This window comes from Stenotrophomonas sp. ATCM1_4 (assembly GCF_004348115.1).
In the GTDB taxonomy this organism is placed as follows: domain Bacteria; phylum Pseudomonadota; class Gammaproteobacteria; order Xanthomonadales; family Xanthomonadaceae; genus Stenotrophomonas; species Stenotrophomonas capsici.
Genome location: NZ_QPFB01000001.1, coordinates 2842891 through 2860098, shown reverse-complemented (window position 1 = coordinate 2860098; position 17208 = coordinate 2842891). Strand labels below are relative to the sequence as shown.

The following is a 17208-nucleotide window of genomic DNA, read 5'->3' as shown; positions in this document are numbered from 1 at the left end:
CTGGGTTCGATGTCTCGAATCCGGATCGTGGCGCACGGTTCCCGTTGCGCGTGCGGGCGCTTGTTCGGCATGCTCGTGGCATGAATTCCCCCCTGCGTTCAATCCACGTCGTGGCCGCCGTCATTGTCGATGCGCGCGGCCGCATCCTGCTCAACCGCCGCACCGGCAACAGCGACATGGCCGGCCTGTGGGAGTTCCCCGGTGGCAAGCGCGAACCCGGCGAAACCTCCGAGCAGGCGTTGGCGCGTGAGCTGCACGAAGAGCTGGGCATCGAGGCCGAGGTGGGCGAGTGGGTGATGGAGGTGCCGCAGCTCTACCCGGACAAGCGCCTGCGCCTGGAAGTGCGCATGGTGCGGCAATGGAAAGGGACGGCACGCGGCCGCGAAGGGCAGGCGATCACCTGGGTGACGCCGGACAAGCTGGGGCGCTACTCGATGCCGCCGGCGGACCTGCCGGTGGTGGCGGCGCTGCGCCAGCCGGAGTGCTACCTGGTCACGCCCGAGCCGCTGCACGGCGACGCGGCCTGGCTGGCCGGCATCGAGGCCGCCGTGGCTTCCGGCATCCGCCGGGTCCAGCTACGCACGCCGGTGGCCGCCGAGCGCCAGGCACTGGCCCGCAGCGCGGTGCAGCGCTTCGGGCGGGATCTGGAACTGCTGGTCAACCGCGACATCGCCCTGGCGCAGGAGCTGGGGGTTGGCGTGCACCTGGGCGGCGAGCAGCTGCTGGCGTTGGAGGCGCGCCCACTGCCGGCGACGCTGCCGGTGGCCGCGTCCTGCCACGACCTGGCGCAGTTGCAGGCCGCGCAGCGGCTGGGCTGCGACTTCGCGGTGCTCGGCCCGGTACGGGCCACCGCGACCCACCCCGATGCGACGCCGCTGGGCTGGGAGGCGTTCGAACGCCTGCGCGAGCAGGTGTCATTGCCGATCTATGCGATCGGCGGACTGGCGGCGGCCGACGTGCAGGCCGCGCGCCAGCATGGCGCCTTGGGCGTGGCGGCGATCCGTTCGCTGTGGCCGGCCGTGCTTACAGCGTGATCCAGAAGCAGTTGTACTGACGACGCAGCCGGAACACGGTGCGGCTCGGGGTGCTGCTGCGTGGCAGGGTCTGCTCCAGGCGCAGGCCGATGGGCCTGCGCGGCGTGTACTGCACGTTGGTGAGCAGGTGTTCGACCGGTGCCTCGGCGCTGCCATCGGCAGGGTCGACCGGGGTGCCGTCGGCATAGGTGAACGGTTGCGTGGGTGCCGGCGCGTAGGCAGGGGCTTCCGGGAACACCGGCGCGATGTCCACCAGCGGGCGCTGCACGATGTCATCCAGGCGGTCCATCACCCGCGTGGCAGCCTCGTTGGACAGGCCCGTCCACAGGTAGATGCCGGACAGCCGGTTGGGGTCGCGGGCGTCGGCGGCTGACTGGATGATGCCGACCACTTCGCTCAAGCGCCGCGCGCAGCTGTCGCGGTACAGGCCGCTGCTGCCGGCCGCCCGTGCGGGCGGCAACAGCCGCGCGCGGGCGCCCATCACTTCGCAGGGCTTGTCGCCGTACACGGTCTGGCCCTGCGGGTTGGTGCAGCGGTTGATCTGCTGTGCGGGCGCCTCGATGGCAGGCAGGGCGAGGCAGCTGAGCAGCAGGAGCAGGACGGTGCGCATCCGGCAAGGGTAACCACTGCCCCGGTAGGCCGGAAGTGATGCGGCGTGGGCCGGCTCAGCCGCGGTCGAGGCGCTGCAGTACCGCGTTGGTCGGCTTGGCCAGGTTGAGCGTGTAGAAGTGCAGCGACGGCGCGCCGCCGGCGATCAGGCGCTCGCACAGCGAAGCGACCACGTCGGCGCCAAACGCGCGCACCGACTCGGCGTCGTCGCCATAGGCCTGCATGCGCTTGCTGATCCAGCGCGGGATCTCTGCGCCGCACTGCTCGGAGAAGCGGCGCAGCTGGCTGAAGTTGGAGATCGGCATGACACCGGGAATGATCGGCACGTCCACGCCGAGCCGGGTCACCGCGTCGACGAAATGGAAGTAGGCATCGGCGTTGTAGAAGTACTGGGTGATGGCGGCATCGGCGCCGGCATCGATCTTGGTCTTGAAGTGGCGCAGGTCGGCCAGGGCGTCGTTGGCCTGCGGGTGCGTCTCCGGGTAGGCGCCGACCTCGATGCGGAAGGCGTCGCCATGCTCGGCGCGGATGAAGGCGATCAGCTCGGAGGCGTAGCGCAGGTCACCGGGGAAACCCATGCCCGAGGGCAGATCGCCGCGCAGCGCGACCAGGCGCTTGACCCCGATGGCGCGGTACAGCTTGAGCAGCTCGCGGATCTCCTCGCGGGTGCCGCCGACGCAGGACAGGTGCGGCGCCGCCTGGAAGCCATGGTGCTGGTTGAGGTGGCGCACCGTCTCGGAGGTGTAGCTCAGCGTCGAACCGCCCGCCCCGAAGGTACAGGACACGTACTCGGGCGCGTGGCCCTTGAGCTTGGCGGCGGTGCGGTCCAGCTGGGCGCGCTGGTCGTCGGTCTTTGGGGGGTAGAACTCGAAGCTGATCGCGGTCATGGAGGGGGCCGGGCATGACGAATGCGAGCGATTATATCTCTCCATCAAGATGGATGTGCAAATGTTTCAGGCGTGACCGCCCCGGATCAGTGCGCGCGCCGCGCGGCCCGCTGTGGCAGCAGCGCGATGCAGGCGACGATGGCGACCAGCAGCACCGCCGTGCCGGCGTAGCGGCTCAGGGCCAGGCCGCCGTGGTCCAGTGGCTTGTCCAGGAAGTCGCCAACCACCGCGCCCAGCGGCCGGGTCAGGATGAAGGCCGTCCAGAACAGGGCGGTGCGCGAGGTGCGGGTGGTCAGGTACAGTACCGCGACCAGTGCCAGCAGACCGCCGAACAGGGCGATGCCACCGCCATACCCCAATCCCTGGGTATCGGCGGCCCAGTCGCCCAGCGCGGTGCCCAGGGTCTGCGAGAAGGTGATGGTCAGCCAGTAGAAGAACTCACTGCGCGGTTGGGTGATGCTGGCCACCGCGATGCTGCCGGTGCTGCGTTTCCACAGCCACAGCGTGGCCAACAGCAGGGCCAGCAGCAGCGCGCTGCCACCGCTGTAGCCGATGCCCAGCGAGCGGTCGACGTAGTCGGCCAGGGTGGTGCCCACGGTGGTGCTGGCGACGATGGCGAACCAGTACAGCCAGGGCTGGAAGTGGCGGCTGCGGATCTGCGCACTGACCGCGATGACGAACACGCCGGCAAACAGCGCGGTACCGACCAGGTAGCCCAGTCCCATCGACAGGGTGACCGCGTCGCCGCCGACCTCGCCCAGCGTGGTGGCGAGGATCTTGACCAGCCAGAAACCGAGGGTGACGGCGGGGACCTTGCTGAGCGTGTGCGTGGTCGACATGGCGCGGGTCATGGACGGGGATGGCCTACCTTCGGAGCGAGCGTGTCGGAGCCACGTCGTAGCCGGGGCGGCTGTTCATGCACCGGCCAGTTGCCGGCATCCGGGGCGTCGGGCGCGCGGCCCGGCCCTCCCCGGAGCGGCCGCGGTCGGCGGCTTCGGCTTGCATTGCGTCCCGGACAGGCGCATGACTGCGCTGCCCGGGTTCACCGGTTGTGCCGGTTGTGGCGGTAGCTGGCTGACCACGACCGATGGCAGGTGTCTGCCCGCCGGGCTTTGCGATGATCGACCTTCCTTTCCGTTGCCACTGCAGTTTCCCGGGAACCCGCATGAACACGTCCAGTGCCATCCGCCGCGACGTCGGCCCCATTGCCCTGATGCTGACCGGCCTGGGCTCGATCATCGGTTCGGGGTGGCTGTTCGGCGCCTGGCGCGCGGCGGGGCTGGCGGGCCCGGGGGCGATCTGGGCGTGGATCCTGGGCGCGGCGATCATCCTGACCATCGCCCTGACCTATGCCGAGCTGGGCGCGATGTTCCCCGAGTCCGGCGGCATGGTGCGCTACAGCCACTACTCGCACGGGTCGCTGGTGGGTTTCATCGCCGCCTGGGCGAACTGGATCGCCATCGTCTCGGTGATCCCGGTCGAGGCCGAGGCCTCGGTGCAGTACATGGCGTCGTGGCCGTGGCAATGGGCCCAGGACATGTACGTGCAGATGCCCGACGGGCATGGCGAGCTGACCACGGCGGGCCTGCTGATCTCGGCGGTGCTGGTGGTGGTCTACTTCCTGATCAACTTCTGGAGCGTGAAGCTGTTCGCGCGCTCCAACAGCGCCATCACCGTGTTCAAGCTGGTGGTGCCGACCCTGACCGCGGTGGCACTGATCGCCAGTGGCTTCCACCACGAGAATTTCTCGGTGGGGCTACACGGGGCCGGCAGCCCGACGCTGGATTTCGCCGCGGTGCTGACCGCGATCGCGACGGCCGGCATCGTCTTCAGCTTCAATGGCTTCCAGAGCCCGGTGAACCTGGCCGGTGAAGCGCGCAACCCGGGGCGCAGCATCCCGATGGCGGTGGTGGGATCGATCCTGCTGGCCACCGTGGTCTATGTGTTGCTGCAGGTAGCCTACCTCGGTGCGGTACCGCCGCAGATGCTGGAAAAGGCTGGCTGGCACGGTGTCGATTTCCGTTCGCCGTTCGCGCAGCTGGCGTTGCTGGCCAACCTGCAGTGGCTGGCGATGCTGCTGTACGTCGATGCCTTCGTCAGCCCCAGCGGCACCGGCATGACCTATACCGCCACCACCGCGCGCATGCTCTACGGCATGCAGCAGAATGGCACCGCGCCGCAGGCACTGGGGCGCATCCATCCGCGCTGGGGCGTGCCACGCCCGGCGATGTGGGTGAACCTGGCGGTGTCGTTCCTGTTCCTGTTCTTCTTCCGTGGCTGGGGCACGCTGGCGGCGGTGATCTCGGTGGCGACGGTGATCTCGTACATGACCGGTCCGATCAGCGCGATGTCGCTGCGTCGCACCGCGCCGGGCCTGCACCGGCCGCTGCGCGTGCTCGCGCTGCCGTTGCTGGCCGGGGTGGCATTCGTGATGGCCACCGAGCTGCTGTACTGGGCGCGCTGGCCGCTGACCGGGCAGATCATCCTGCTGATGGTGGTGGCGCTGCCGGTGTACTTCCATTACCAGCGCAAGATCGGCTGGCATGACTTCGGCCGCCAGTTCAAGGGCGCGCTGTGGCTGGTCTGCTACCTGCCGATGCTGGCGCTGGTGTCATGGCTGGGCAGCACCACCTTCGGTGGGCGGGGCCTGCTGCCGTACGGCTGGGACCTGGTGCTGGTGGCCGCGATCGGCATCGTGTTCTACGTGTGGGGCGTGAAGTCGGGCTGGCGCACGCCCTCGGTGGAAGTCGCCGAGCACGAGGCACGCGCACACGGTTGAGCTGGCGGGTGTCCCCGCGGCGTGGTCGTATCACCGACAATGGGCGCAGCTTTCCACAGGTTCACCCATGTCGATCTTCCTCACGCCGTTCGCCCGTACCCGCCTGTTCCCGCGCACGCCGCGCCCCAACACCATCCGTGACTGCACCGCCGAGGAATTCGAGCAGCACCTGAACACGCACGCGGCCGAACGCGTGCTGGACGGCTATGCGCCGTTCTGCAAGCTGCACGTGTACCGCAACTGGACCGGCACGCGCTGCCTGACGGTGCCGGTCACCGACGACAACCGCCACCTGCTGCGTTCGGGCTATGAAGCACGCACGCGCGAGGAACTGCCGGTGCTGGTGCGCTGGTTCGAGGGCGTCGAACCGCCGGTGGCCGAGTACCTGGTGGTGATCCTGTACAGCCGCGAGCAGTTGCAGAAGGAAGGCGCGCCGATCGAAGCCGACTGGGGCGTGGTCGGTTGCCTGTACACGGCCACGCCGGAAGAGATCCCGATGGCGCCGATCACGATGATGCGCAACGCATTGGGCGTGGAGGAGGGTGGCTCGGGCGTGCCGATCGACCGCGCCGCGTACCAGCGCGCCGTCGCGTTCTGGGAAGACAACGCGAACTGGCGATGAGTACCGGCCTGCCGCGGGCGCGTCGGGCGTCGTCGTTGCGTTTCAGCGCGGGCTTCTTCCTGCTGGCGTTGCTGCTGTTCGCGCTGGAAGTGATCATCGCCACGCGCCTGCCGCATGTGTCGTGGATCCGCGCCTACCTGGGGGACGTGCTGGTCGTGGTGCTGATCTACGCGGCGGTACGCAGCGTGGTGCGGGTCAACGACCTGGCACTGCTGCTGGCGGTGTTCGCCTTCGCCTGCAGCATCGAGTTCGCGCAGTATTTCACCGTCGCCGAGCGGCTGGGATTCGTGCGCGGTGACCTGATGTACACGGTGATCGGCAATACGTTCTCGTGGGCAGACGTGGCCTGTTATGCCGTCGGCTGCCTTGCAACGGCCGGGGTGGTGGTGTTGTTTCGGCGCTGATCGCCGCAGTTTCGCGTCCCTGTATTGCATGAATGCGCGTCCGGGCGACCTTTAGATGCGCTTAACGGGCACTGGCGTAAAGTAGTCCAGCTTGATGGCCGGCGCGCACCGCGCAGGGGAATTGTCTCCCGGCCATCCGGACAGCTGGCATTCCGCCTTTCCGGGCCTGGTTCCCGGTTCTTTCTGTCCCCGACCGTTCCCGTGGCCGCATGCCGCGGGTCATTCACTCGTGCGCATCACGGCCTGCGCCGGACGTTCCGTGCCCGGGCCTGCACGTATCCCACTCAGTAACGGGAGGACTGGTCCTGTATGTCTGCAGGTGATTCCACTATTCGCAATGAACCGCTCCAGATCGACGACATCACCGTCATCGACAAGGGCAAAGTCAAGAAAGCCGTCACCGCCGCCGCGTTGGGCAACGCGATGGAGTGGTTTGATTTCGGTGTCTACGGTTTTGTCGCCTTTGCACTTGGCAAGGTGTTCTTCCCGGAAGCCTCGCCCAGCGTGCAGACCATCGCCGCGCTGGCGACGTTCTCGGTGCCGTTCCTGGTGCGTCCGCTGGGCGGCGTGTTCTTCGGCGTGATGGGTGACCGGTTCGGGCGGCAGAAGGTGCTGTCGGCCACCATCATCCTGATGGCGGTCAGTACGTTCTGCATTGGCCTGATCCCCTCGTACGACAGCATCGGCCTGCTCGCGCCGATCCTGCTGTTGCTGTGCAAGCTGGCGCAGGGCTTCTCGGTAGGTGGCGAGTACACCGGCGCGGCGGTGTTCGTCGCCGAGTTCGCGCCGGACCGCAAGCGCGGCTTCCTCAGCAGCTGGCTGGACTTCGGCTCGATCGCCGGCTTCGTGCTCGGCGCCGGCGTGGTGGTGGTGCTGAGCAGCATCCTCGGCGAAGCGCGTTTTCTGGAATGGGGCTGGCGCGTGCCGTTCTTCCTGGCCGCGCCGCTGGGCCTGATCGGCCTGTACCTGCGTCACGCCGCCGAGGAAACGCCGGCCTTCACCGAGCAGCTGGAGCGCATGGAGAAGGAAGACCAGGATGCGGTGGGCAGCGCCCCGCGCATTTCCTTCAAGGAGATCGTGGGCAGGTACTGGCGCTCGTTGCTGGCCTGCGTGGGAATCGTGCTGGTCACCAACGTCACCTACTACATGCTGCTGACGTACATGCCGACCTACCTGTCGCACAACCTGCACTACTCCGAGGACCACGGCGTGCTGATCATCATCGTGGTGATGATCGGCATGCTGTTCGTGCAGCCGGTGGTGGGGTGGGCCAGCGACCGCGTCGGCCGTCGTCCGTTCATCGCCGCCGGCAGCCTCGGCCTGCTGGTGGGTGCGGTGCCGGCCTTCCACCTGATCACCAGCGGCAACATCGGCCTGATCTTCGTGGGCCTGTTGTTGCTGGCGGTGTTGCTGAACTGCCTGATCGGCGTGATGGCTTCAACCTTGCCGGCGATGTTCCCGACCCGCGTGCGTTACAGCGCGCTGGCCACGGCGTTCAACATCTCGGTGATCATCTGCGGTGTGACCCCGACCGCGGCCGCCTGGCTGGTGGAGGTCACCGGCGACCTGATGATGCCGGCCTACTACCTGATGGCGGTGGCGCTGGTGGGGCTGCTCACGGCCTGGCTGATGCGCGAGACCGCCAACCGCCCGTTGCGCGGGGATACGCCCAATGCCTCCAGCCGCCGCGAGGCGCGCGAGCTGCTGCAGCAGGCCTACGATCACATCGAGGCCAGCGTCGGCGACCTGGATGTACAGATCGAGGGGCTGCAGGCGAAGATCGACGACCTGCAGCAACGCAAGCAGGTGCTGGTGGACCGGCATCCGGATCTGGTGTGAGGTCCTGAACCACAACGCCCGCCATTACGGCGGGCGTTGCGTTCCCGGTGCCGCCTGCGGAACCGCTACCGGGAGCGTGCTTCGGGTTTGCCGCCTGGCGCTCAGGCAGCCGGTGAAAGCGCCGGCACTTCACCGGCGATCAGGGCGTCGAAATAGTCGCCGGTGAGCCGCAGCTGCGCCTCGGCGCTTTCGGCGGCATTGACCACGGCGCGGAACGCCGCGTTCTCGGGGCGGTCCTTGGCGTACCAACCCAGGTGCTTGCGCGCGATGCGCACGCCTTGCGGCTCGCCGTAGAAGGCGTGCAGGTCGTTGAGGTGGCCGATCAGGATGTCGCGTACTTCCTGCAGCGACGGCGGCGGCAACTGCTCGCCGGTCGCCAGGTAATGCGCGATCTCGCGGAAGATCCACGGCCGGCCCTGCGCGGCGCGGCCGACCATCACCGCGTCGGCGCCAGTGTGCCTGAGCACCTGCTCGGCCTTCCGGGGTGAATCGATGTCGCCGTTGGCCAGCACCGGGATGCGCAGCATCGCCTTGATGCCGGCGATGGTGTCGTACTCGGCCACGCCGGTGTAATGCTGGTCGCGGGTGCGGCCGTGCACGGCCAGCGCGGCGATGCCGCTGTCCTCGGCGATGCGCGCGATGGTCGGCGCGTTGCGCACGTCCGCGCACCAGCCGGTACGGATCTTCAGCGTCACCGGCACCTCGACGGCCTTGACCACCGCGTCGAGGATGCGCGCCACCAGCGCCTCGTCGCGCATCAACGCCGAACCGGCCCAGGCGTTGCAGACCTTCTTGGCCGGGCAGCCCATGTTGATGTCGATGATCTGCGCGCCGTGGTCGACGTTGTAGCGGGCCGCCTCGGCCAGCTGCTGCGGCTCGGTGCCGGCGATCTGCACGCTGATCGGTGCCGGCTCGCCGGCATGGTCCATGCGGTGGATGGACTTGCGGGTGTTCCAGAAGCGTGGGTCGCTGATGGTCATTTCCGATGCGGCCAAGCCTGCGCCCAGCCGCTTGCACAGCTGGCGGAACGGTTTGTCGGTGACGCCCGCCATGGGGGCGAGCACCACGTTCGGGGCGATGGTGTAGGGGCCGATCTGCATCTGCATATTCTAGTTGCCCGGCTGCGGGGCGGTGCCTGAACGGCATGACGGCCCGTTACCGGGCCGTCAGCGGTCCAGCGGGGAGCGATGACTCAGGCGGCGTCGGCCGGGGTCATGCGCGGCATCGACAGGGCGGCGCCCTCGTGCTCGGTGGAGCGGGCGGCGTACTGGTTGGCGAAGCGCACGTGCTTGATGAAGGCCGCTTCCGGGGCATGGGCCAGCGAGGCGGCCAGGGCACCGTTGAAGGCATCGCCGGCACCGGTGGTGTCCACCACCTGCACCGACTCGGCGGCCACGCGGTAGTACGGCTGGGCGTCGCCACGCAGGCGGTCCTCGTCGTGCGAGACGAATACGCCCACCGCGCCGAGCGTCACCACCACGGTGTTGCCGGACAGCTTGCGGCACAGCGCGTGCAGGCTGGCGCCGTCCAGCGCGGCCACGTCGTCGGCCTCCACGCGCTCGCCGACATGGCGGCCGAGCAGGGCGGCGAACTCGGTTTCATTCGGGGTCAGCACGTCGGCCAGCTTGAGCAGGCCGATGGTCGAATGCGCATTGGCCGGGGCGGCGTTGAGCATGGTCAGCACGCCGGCCTCGCGGGCCAGGCCCAGCGCCTTCTCGATCGACTCCACCGGCGATTCCAGCTGCGCCAGCAACACCTTGGCGCCACCGATCAGGGCGGCGTTGGCCTCCATGAACGTCTGGCTCAGCGAAGCGTTGGCGCCAGCGCCGATCACGATCGAGTTGCGGCCGCGGGCGTCGACGTAGATGCCCGCGGTGCCGGTCGGTTCGCTGCTGGCCTCGGCCACCAGTTCGATGCCGTCGGCGCCGGCCAGCTGGCGGGCCAGGGCACCGCCTGCGTCATCGCCGAGCGCGCAGAGGAAGTGGGTGGCGGCGCCGGCACGGCGCGCGGCGACGGCCTGGTTGAAGCCCTTGCCACCGGGACCGGTGCTGTAACGACCGGCAATGGTCGCCCCCGGCGCGGGCAGGGCATCGCAGCGCCAGACGTGGTCGACATTGAAGGAACCGGCAACGACAACAGAACTCATGGAATCTACGTCTCTAAGGTGGCTGATGGATCAGCCGAAATGGGTCAGCACGCCGGCGATGGTAGCGGTCATCAGGGTGGCGATGGTGCCGCCCAGCACGGCACGCAGGCCGAACTTGGCCAGATCCTGGCGGCGGTCCGGGGCCAGGCCGCCAATGCCGCCCAGCTGGATGGCAATCGAGCTGAAGTTGGCGAAGCCGCACAGTGCATAGGTGGCGATCAGGCTGCCTTCGGCGCTCAGCGACACGCCCGGCACCTGGCCGTTGATGATCTTGGACAGGTCCATGTAGGCCACGAACTCGTTGATCACCAGCTTCTGGCCGATCAGCGAGCCGACCGTGGTGGCGTCGGCCCACGGGGTGCCGATGACCCAGGCGATCGGGGCCAGCACGTAGCCGAAGATGGTGGCCAGGTTGGTCGGCTTGCCGAGTGCGCCGGCCAGGCCGGTGACCTCGCCCAGCCAGGTCAGCGGGGCGTTGAGCAGGGCGATCAGGGCGATGAAGGCCAGCAGCATGGCGCCGATGTTCAGGGCCAGCTTGAGGCCGTCGGCCGCGCCGCCGGCGGCGGCATCGATGATGTTGGAGGAGGTTTTCTCCACTTCCATCTTCACCGTGCCACGGGTCAGCGGGGTGCCGGTTTCCGGCACCAGCAGCTTGGCGATCACCAGCGTGGCCGGGGCGGCCATGATCGAGGCGGCCAGCAGGTGCTTGGCGTAGAAGGCCTGGGCGACCGGGTCGCCGCCGCCGAGCATGCCCACGTAGGCCGCCAGCACGCCGCCGGCGATGTGGGCCATGCCGCCGATCATCATGGTGATCAGCTCGGACTGGGTCATCTTGGAGATGTACGGGCGCACGGTCAGCGGCGCCTCGGTCTGGCCGATGAACACGCTGGCGCAGACGCTGGTGGTCTCGGCGCCGGACACGCGCATCACCTTGGTGATGGCCCAGGCCATGACCTTGACGATGGCCTGCATCACGCCCAGGTGGTACATCACGCCCATCAGCGCCGAGAAGAAGATGATGGTCGGCAGCACCTGGAAGGCGAAGATGAAGCCGTACTTGGGCACGTCCATCAGGCTGCCGAAAATGAAGTTGGAGCCTTCATTGACGAAGCTCAGGATCTTGACGAAGCCCTGGCCCAGCCAGTCGAACACGTCACGGCCGCCGGGGACCAGCAGCACCAGCGCGGCGAAGGCGACCTGCAGGGTGATGCCCGTGCCGATCAGCTTCCAGTCCACCGCCTTCTTGTTGTTGGAAAACAGCCAGGCGATGCCGAGCAGCACCGCCAAGCCGAACAGGCCGAAGCCGATCCTGCCCAAACCTTCGACCATGATGAATCCCCGGGCATGCCCGCAAAAGACGCAAGCCTAGTGCAGCGGCCTATGCCGAGCAAGAATCACTGGCCCATATGCGCCCAACGGCCGCGATTGCGCCGGTATCGGCAAGGTCCGGGGCCCTGCCGGGCCAGGGCCGGCGGTTACACTGGCCCCCCGTCTGCGCCAGCCGCGGACCGCAAACCAGGAGCCAGCCATGCAATACCGTCGCCTCGGGTCATCCGGCCTGCAGCTTTCCGCACTGTCCTTCGGTGCGTGGGTGACCTTCGGCAGCCAGATCGGCCGGGATGAGTCCCGCAACCTGATCGCCGCGGCCTGGGACAACGGCGTCAACTTCTTCGACAACGCCGAGGGCTATGCCAAGGGCCGTGCCGAACAGGTGATGGGGGACGTGATCGCCGACCTGCGCCTGCCGCGTGATGGCTATTGCGTGTCCAGCAAGGTGTTCTTCGGTTCGGCCGAGGAGCCGGCGCCCACCCAGCGCGGGCTGTCGCGCAAGCACGTCACCGACGCCTGCCACGCCGCGCTCAAGCGCCTGCGGGTGGACTACCTGGACCTGTACTACTGCCACCGCCCGGACCCGGAGACCCCGATCAGCGAGACCGTGCTGGCCATGGACACGCTGGTCCGGCAGGGCAAGGTGCTGTACTGGGGTACCTCCGAATGGTCGGGCGCGCAGATCGCCGAGGCGGTGGCCTTCGCCCGCGCCAACCACCTGTATGCGCCGAGCATGGAACAGCCGCAGTACAACCTGTTGCACCGCGAGCGGGTCGAGCGCGAGTACGCGCCGCTGTACGCCGATGCCGGGTTGGGTACCACCATCTGGTCGCCGCTGGCCTCCGGCCTGCTGACCGGCAAGTACAACGACGGCATCGCGGCCGATTCGCGGCTCGGCCAGCCGTCGCTGGGCTGGCTGCAGGATGCGGTGCTGGGCGAGCCGGCCGACGACCGGCTGGGCAAGGTGCGCCGCTTCAGCGCCGTGGCGGCGGAGCTGGGCGAGTCGCCCGCGCAGCTGGCCATCGCCTGGTGCCTGCGCAACCGGCGGGTATCGAGCGTGATCCTGGGCGCCAGCCGGGTGTCGCAGCTGCAGGAGAACCTGCGCGCGCTGGACGTGCTGGAACGCGTGGACGAGGCCGCCTGGCAGCGTATCGAGGCGATCTTCGCCTGACCCTGGCGGGTCTGGTGCCGCCGTAGACCTTCAATGAAGCGCAAGGCGTCCCGGTTGCGGCCGGGGCGTCGCGGGGAGGGCGAGGTGTCCGTCGCTGCCATTCTCTGGAAAGTTTTTGAGAATGGGTCTTGCATTGGTATTGAGAATCATTATCATCAACTCCGTCCCCAGCACGGAACCACGATGATGTCCGCCCAGCCTGTCCTGCTCCGTCCCCGCACCCTCCACCTGCCGCAGCGTCCGGTGCAGCTGTTGTCGCCCGAGGGCGTCATCGACAGCGGCGCCCTGCTCAAGGGCCAGCGTGAAATCGTCATCCAGCACGGCGACAAGTTCTATCGCCTGCGCCATACCAGCAACGACAAGTTGATCCTCACCAAGTAAGCCTTGGTCGCGGCGGCCTGCCGCCGCCCGCCTGCCGGCGGCGTTCCCCTCCCACGCCCGGCTGGCCCGATCCACCTCTCTCTCCCCCTTGGCCGCGACCGGATTGCCTGGCAATCCGGTCGCATCGCCAAGGTTCTGTTTCCCGAACGCCTCCAGGTTCCCATGATCCGTCCAACCCTGTTGAGCGCCGCCCTGTGGGCGGTGTTGCCTTCCGCGCATGCCGAAAGTGCGAGCGCGCCCGCCGACACCCGCGACTTCGACCGCGTCCAGGTCACCGCGACCCGCACCGAGCGCGCGGTCAGCGACGTGGCGGCCACGGTGGACGTGATCGACCGCGAGCAGCTGGACCGGCAACTGGTGCATGACATCGGCGACCTGGTCCGCTACGAGCCGGGCATCTCGGTGACCCGCAGCGCGACCCGCTTCGGCCTGGGCGGCTTCCGTATCCGCGGCCTGGACGGCAACCGCGTGCTGATCCAGACCGATGGCATCAGCATGCCCAAGAGCTTCCTGATCGGCAGCTTCGCCAGTGCCAACCGCGACTTCACCGACCTGGAGACCCTCAAGCGGGTCGAGATCGTGCGTGGCCCGGCCAGTTCGCTGTATGGCTCCGATGCGCTCGGTGGCGTGGTCGCCTTCGTCACCAAGGACCCGGCGGACTACCTGAAGGACGGCAAGGACAGCTACGTCGGCCTGAAGTTCGGCTACGACGGGGACTGGAAAGGCCTGCTCGGCAGCGTGACCACCGCCTTCGGTGGCGAGCACTGGAGCGGCATGGTCAACGTCAACCACCGCCAGGGCCAGGAAACCGACAACAAAGGCACCGTGCGCAGCCAGGACTACACGCGCACCGCCGCCAATCCGCAGGAGCGCGATGGCCGCAGCGTGCTGTCCAAGCTGGTCTATGCGCCGGATCAAAGCCAGCGCTTCCGGTTGACCGTGGAGGGCAACGAGGACATCACCGATACCGATGTCTTCTCGGCGGTCAACGACACCCACCCGACGCCGTCGGCGCGCACCACTACCGGCATGACCGCGCATGACAAGCAGACGCGCGCCCGCGTGTCGTTCGCACACGAGATGGATGCGGTGGACGCGGCCTTCGCCGACAGCCTGAGCTGGCAGGTGTACCGCCAGGACAGCGAGACCACCCAGGTCACCGATGAGGGCCGTACCAACGGCAGCCGTCGACACCGCCAGTTCAACTTCGACCAGCGCGTCTACGGCGCACAGGCACAGTTCAACAAGACGCTGCAGGGCAACGGCATCGAGCACGCGCTGACCTGGGGTTTCGATGGCGCATGGACCGAAATCCGCCAGAAGCGCGATGGCTACCAGGTGTCGGCGACCGGCGCGGTCAGCAGCACGATCCTGCCGGACGTGTTCCCGGTGCGTGATTTCCCGGTCAGCAAGACCACCGAGCTCGGCCTGTACGTGCAGGATGAAATGCGCATGGCCGACGGTCGCCTGTCGCTGGTCCCGGGCCTGCGCGTGGACCACTACCGGCTCACGCCGGAGCTGGACAGTATCTTCCGCGAGGACAACCCGGACATGGCGGTGGCTTCGCTCACCAAGACCAGCGTCTCGCCGAAGCTGGGCATGGTGTGGCGCTTCGATGAGCAGTGGTCGCTGTTCGCCGGCTATTCGCACGGTTTCCGTTCGCCGCCGTACAACGACGTCAACCTGGGCTTCACCAACGTGATGTTCGGTTACACGGCCATCCCCAACCCGGACCTCAAGCCGGAAACCAGCAATGGGGTCGAGTTGGGCCTGCGCTACATCGCGCCGGTGGCCTACGTCAGCGTCAGCGGCTACTGGAACGACTACAAGGACTTCATCGAGTCACAGCGCTTCGTCGGCACCAATGCACAGGGGCTGATGGTGTTCCAGTCGCAGAACATTTCCGAGGCGCGCATCTACGGCGCCGAACTCAAGGCCGGCGTGGACTTCGGCCAGCTCAGCACCGCGCTGGATGGCTGGTCGCTGCGCAGCGCGGTGGCTTGGTCGCACGGCCAGAACCGTACCGAGGACGTGCCGCTGGATTCGGTCGACCCGCTGCGCGGCACGCTGGGCCTGATGTACGACCGCCAGGCATGGGGCGTGGAACTGGCCGGCACGTTCGCGCGCCGCAAGGACCGCGTTGCCAGTGCCGCCACCTACCGCCCGGCTGGTTACGGCGTGCTCGACCTGATGGCGCATTGGCAGTTTGCACCGGGAGCCACGTTCAACGTCGGGGTGTTCAACCTGGGCGACCGCACCTACATCGACTGGTCCGGCATCACCTCCACGCTGGCCACCGGCAGCACGGTGGTCGACCGCTTCAGCAACCCGGGGCGCACGGTGTCGGCAAGCCTTGCCGTGTCCTGGTAACCCTCCCGCTTCAGGCCGGTTCCTCCAGGGGCCGGTGCGAGGGAACGCGACCGGGCCAGGGAAGGCGCCTTTCATCGTGTCACCCACTTCGCCACGTACGAGGAATGCCTCATGACGTTTCATCCCGCCAGCCTGCTGCTGTTGACCGCCGTGAGCGGTCTGGCCAGCGCAGCGCCCGCCAGCATCACCCGTGACCACGACAGCATCCTGGCCATGCAGGGCCAGTACACCGTGGATTTCGCCTTCGACGAGACCGTGCTGCTCAAGCCCGGCTATGAACGTGCGCCGGCCATGCGCAGTGGCGGGGATGAGGTGGTGGTGGTGGTCGAGGACAGCCCGACCCGCATCGTGCTGCAGCATCTGCTGGTCGATGCCAAGAGCGGGCACGTGACCAAGCACTGGCGCCAGGACTGGGTGTACCAGGCACCGAGCCGCTTCGAGTTCAGCGCCGATCAGACCTGGCAGGTGCGGCCGGTCGATGCCACGTTGAACCAGGGCGCCTGGACGCAGTGCGTCTACGAAGTCAGCGACGCCCCGCGCTACTGCGGCACCGGCAAGTGGACTTATGACAACAACGTGCCGACCTGGACCAGCGACACCAGCTGGCGGCCGCTGCCGCGCCGCGAGTACACCCGGCGCAGCGACTACAACGCGCTGGCGGTGGTGAACCGGCACACGCTCACGCCCAATGGCTGGACCCACGAGCAGTTCAACACCAAGGTGCAGCGCAACACCGACGGCAGCCAGGTGGAGATCGCCCGCGAGTTCGGCTTCAACGATTACATCAGGACCACCGAGGTCGACTTCACCCCGGCGCTGGACTACTGGAAGGCAACTGCCGGCTTCTGGGCGCAGGTGCGCCAGCGCTGGGCGGCCCACCTGGACAAGGCGCCGGGCGTGCACCTGAAGACCAAGCTGGACGGCATGGCGATGATCATCCCGCTGTTCGAGCAGGCCGAGGCCGTGCAGGGCGGTGCGGCCGTGGACACCGCGAAGATCGACGCGGTGTTCGTGCAGTTCGTCGAGCCCGCCCCGTAGGAGCGGACCTGGCCGCGAAGCCGGCAAGGCCTGCACTCGCAGGAATCGCATCGGCCAATGCGGTACCGGCTTCGTGCTTGAAGGCGCTCCTGCCGTCCGGGGCGCCTTACTCCTTGAACATCAACAGCGCCGCGACCACGATCAGGCCGAACGCGGCCCAATGGTTCCACTTCAGCGGCTGGCCCAGGTACACGGCCGAGAACACCGCGAACACCACCAGGGTGATCACTTCCTGCATGCCCTTGAGCTGCGGCGCGGAATACACCGCGCTGCCAAGCCGGTTGCCCGGCACCTGCAGGCAGTACTCGAAGAAGGCGATGCCCCAGCTGACCAGGATCACCGTCATTAGCGGCGCGGTCTTGAACTTGAGGTGGCCGTACCAGGCGACGGTCATGAATACGTTGCTGGCGATCAACAGCAGCACCGGGTACAGGTAGGCGGTGAAAGGCATCGCGGCCATGTGCAGATTCGTCGTGAGGGGCCGATAGCTTAGGGCCGAAGGCCGTGAGCCGGCCTTCATCGGCGGGCTCGAATGGTTTCCGAAGCAACCAATTGGCACATGCCGTCTTCACGCGGTATCTACCCGGGGTACGTCATGT

16 protein-coding genes are annotated in these 17208 nt (G+C 67.8%); 9 read left to right on the top strand and 7 right to left on the bottom strand.

Annotated features, from left to right (window positions below; translation table 11 throughout):
- Window positions 1–80: 80 nt before the first annotated feature.
- On the top strand, window positions 81–1034 hold the full coding sequence (locus ATCM_RS13320) for a Nudix family hydrolase (RefSeq protein WP_132864976.1): 954 nt from the start codon (window positions 81–83) through the stop codon (window positions 1032–1034).
- Here the strand turns inward: ATCM_RS13320 and ATCM_RS13315 are convergent.
- From ATCM_RS13315 to ATCM_RS13305, 3 genes are all read right to left on the bottom strand, one after another.
- A complete protein-coding gene (locus tag ATCM_RS13315) occupies window positions 1024–1644 on the bottom strand; it encodes a DUF4124 domain-containing protein (RefSeq protein WP_132864975.1) in 621 nt (206 codons plus the stop codon). The two genes, ATCM_RS13320 and ATCM_RS13315, sit on opposite strands and share 11 nt — an antisense overlap.
- A gap of 55 nt (window positions 1645–1699) precedes the next feature.
- Window positions 1700–2530 (bottom strand): methylenetetrahydrofolate reductase [NAD(P)H], encoded by an 831-nt coding sequence (gene metF / locus ATCM_RS13310; RefSeq protein ID WP_132864974.1) that lies wholly within the window; start codon window positions 2528–2530, stop codon window positions 1700–1702.
- A gap of 86 nt (window positions 2531–2616) precedes the next feature.
- Complete coding sequence (locus tag ATCM_RS13305) at window positions 2617–3369, bottom strand: hypothetical protein (RefSeq protein WP_132864973.1); 753 nt, start codon at window positions 3367–3369, stop codon at window positions 2617–2619.
- Window positions 3370–3695: 326 nt separating this feature from the next.
- On the opposite strand from ATCM_RS13305, the gene ATCM_RS13300 reads away from it, so the two are divergent.
- From ATCM_RS13300 to proP, 4 genes are all read left to right on the top strand, one after another.
- On the top strand, window positions 3696–5309 hold the full coding sequence (locus ATCM_RS13300) for an APC family permease (RefSeq protein ID WP_132864972.1): 1614 nt from the start codon (window positions 3696–3698) through the stop codon (window positions 5307–5309).
- Window positions 5310–5376: 67 nt separating this feature from the next.
- Window positions 5377–5931, top strand: coding sequence for a DUF3228 family protein (locus tag ATCM_RS13295; protein WP_132864971.1), 555 nt, complete (start codon window positions 5377–5379; stop codon window positions 5929–5931).
- A complete protein-coding gene (locus ATCM_RS13290) occupies window positions 5928–6335 on the top strand; it encodes a DUF2809 domain-containing protein (protein ID WP_132864970.1) in 408 nt (135 codons plus the stop codon). Before ATCM_RS13295 ends, ATCM_RS13290 begins: the two co-directional genes overlap by 4 nt.
- A gap of 309 nt (window positions 6336–6644) precedes the next feature.
- A complete protein-coding gene (gene proP / locus ATCM_RS13285; RefSeq protein ID WP_132864969.1) occupies window positions 6645–8174 on the top strand; it encodes a glycine betaine/L-proline transporter ProP in 1530 nt (509 codons plus the stop codon).
- 101 nt (window positions 8175–8275) lie between these two features.
- Here the strand turns inward: proP and dusB are convergent, their stop codons facing one another.
- The 3 genes from dusB to ATCM_RS13270 form a co-directional block, all read right to left on the bottom strand.
- The gene (dusB, locus tag ATCM_RS13280) at window positions 8276–9274 is read right to left on the bottom strand and encodes a tRNA dihydrouridine synthase DusB (RefSeq protein ID WP_132864968.1); all 999 of its coding nucleotides are present in this window, start codon (window positions 9272–9274) and stop codon (window positions 8276–8278) included.
- 92 nt (window positions 9275–9366) lie between these two features.
- Window positions 9367–10320 carry a ribokinase gene (locus tag ATCM_RS13275; RefSeq protein WP_132864967.1) on the bottom strand — a complete coding sequence of 318 codons (954 nt, stop codon included), beginning with the start codon at window positions 10318–10320 and terminating at the stop codon, window positions 9367–9369.
- Window positions 10321–10350: 30 nt separating this feature from the next.
- The gene (locus ATCM_RS13270; protein ID WP_132864966.1) at window positions 10351–11649 is read right to left on the bottom strand and encodes a nucleoside transporter C-terminal domain-containing protein; all 1299 of its coding nucleotides are present in this window, start codon (window positions 11647–11649) and stop codon (window positions 10351–10353) included.
- Between the two features lie 199 nt (window positions 11650–11848).
- Here ATCM_RS13270 and ATCM_RS13265 point away from each other — a divergent pair, with 199 nt between their 5' ends.
- The 4 genes from ATCM_RS13265 (at window position 11849) to ATCM_RS13250 (ending at window position 16609) form a co-directional block, all read left to right on the top strand.
- On the top strand, window positions 11849–12820 hold the full coding sequence (locus ATCM_RS13265) for an aldo/keto reductase (protein ID WP_132864965.1): 972 nt from the start codon (window positions 11849–11851) through the stop codon (window positions 12818–12820).
- 186 nt (window positions 12821–13006) lie between these two features.
- Window positions 13007–13201 (top strand): hemin uptake protein HemP, encoded by a 195-nt coding sequence (locus ATCM_RS13260; RefSeq protein WP_132864964.1) that lies wholly within the window; start codon window positions 13007–13009, stop codon window positions 13199–13201.
- A 162-nt stretch (window positions 13202–13363) separates the two neighbouring features.
- Window positions 13364–15571 carry a TonB-dependent hemoglobin/transferrin/lactoferrin family receptor gene (locus tag ATCM_RS13255; RefSeq protein WP_132864963.1) on the top strand — a complete coding sequence of 736 codons (2208 nt, stop codon included), beginning with the start codon at window positions 13364–13366 and terminating at the stop codon, window positions 15569–15571.
- Window positions 15572–15682: 111 nt separating this feature from the next.
- Window positions 15683–16609, top strand: a complete 927-nt coding sequence (locus ATCM_RS13250; protein ID WP_132864962.1) for a DUF6607 family protein — start codon at window positions 15683–15685, stop codon at window positions 16607–16609.
- Window positions 16610–16715: 106 nt separating this feature from the next.
- Here the strand turns inward: ATCM_RS13250 and ATCM_RS13245 are convergent, their stop codons facing one another.
- Window positions 16716–17069: a DMT family protein gene (locus tag ATCM_RS13245; RefSeq protein ID WP_132864961.1), complete on the bottom strand. Its 354-nt coding sequence runs from the start codon at window positions 17067–17069 to the stop codon at window positions 16716–16718.
- Window positions 17070–17208: the final 139 nt, after the last annotated feature.

Bases quoted from the DNA above. Each gene is read 5' to 3' on its own strand.
- ATCM_RS13260 (WP_132864964.1), top strand. From the start codon at position 13,007: ATGTCCGCCCAGCCTGTCCTGCTCCGTCCCCGCACCCTCCACCTGCCG.
- proP (WP_132864969.1), top strand. From the start codon at position 6,645: ATGTCTGCAGGTGATTCCACTATTCGCAATGAACCGCTCCAGATCGAC.
- ATCM_RS13305 (WP_132864973.1), bottom strand. From the start codon at position 3,369: ATGTCGACCACGCACACGCTCAGCAAGGTCCCCGCCGTCACCCTCGGT.
- ATCM_RS13255 (WP_132864963.1), top strand. From the start codon at position 13,364: ATGATCCGTCCAACCCTGTTGAGCGCCGCCCTGTGGGCGGTGTTGCCT.
- metF (WP_132864974.1), bottom strand. From the start codon at position 2,530: ATGACCGCGATCAGCTTCGAGTTCTACCCCCCAAAGACCGACGACCAG.
- ATCM_RS13250 (WP_132864962.1), top strand. From the start codon at position 15,683: ATGACGTTTCATCCCGCCAGCCTGCTGCTGTTGACCGCCGTGAGCGGT.
- ATCM_RS13320 (WP_132864976.1), top strand. From the start codon at position 81: ATGAATTCCCCCCTGCGTTCAATCCACGTCGTGGCCGCCGTCATTGTC.
- ATCM_RS13275 (WP_132864967.1), bottom strand. From the start codon at position 10,320: ATGAGTTCTGTTGTCGTTGCCGGTTCCTTCAATGTCGACCACGTCTGG.
- dusB (WP_132864968.1), bottom strand. From the start codon at position 9,274: ATGCAGATCGGCCCCTACACCATCGCCCCGAACGTGGTGCTCGCCCCC.
- ATCM_RS13295 (WP_132864971.1), top strand. From the start codon at position 5,377: ATGTCGATCTTCCTCACGCCGTTCGCCCGTACCCGCCTGTTCCCGCGC.
- ATCM_RS13245 (WP_132864961.1), bottom strand. From the start codon at position 17,069: ATGGCCGCGATGCCTTTCACCGCCTACCTGTACCCGGTGCTGCTGTTG.
- ATCM_RS13300 (WP_132864972.1), top strand. From the start codon at position 3,696: ATGAACACGTCCAGTGCCATCCGCCGCGACGTCGGCCCCATTGCCCTG.
- ATCM_RS13315 (WP_132864975.1), bottom strand. From the start codon at position 1,644: ATGCGCACCGTCCTGCTCCTGCTGCTCAGCTGCCTCGCCCTGCCTGCC.
- ATCM_RS13290 (WP_132864970.1), top strand. From the start codon at position 5,928: ATGAGTACCGGCCTGCCGCGGGCGCGTCGGGCGTCGTCGTTGCGTTTC.
- ATCM_RS13270 (WP_132864966.1), bottom strand. From the start codon at position 11,649: ATGGTCGAAGGTTTGGGCAGGATCGGCTTCGGCCTGTTCGGCTTGGCG.
- ATCM_RS13265 (WP_132864965.1), top strand. From the start codon at position 11,849: ATGCAATACCGTCGCCTCGGGTCATCCGGCCTGCAGCTTTCCGCACTG.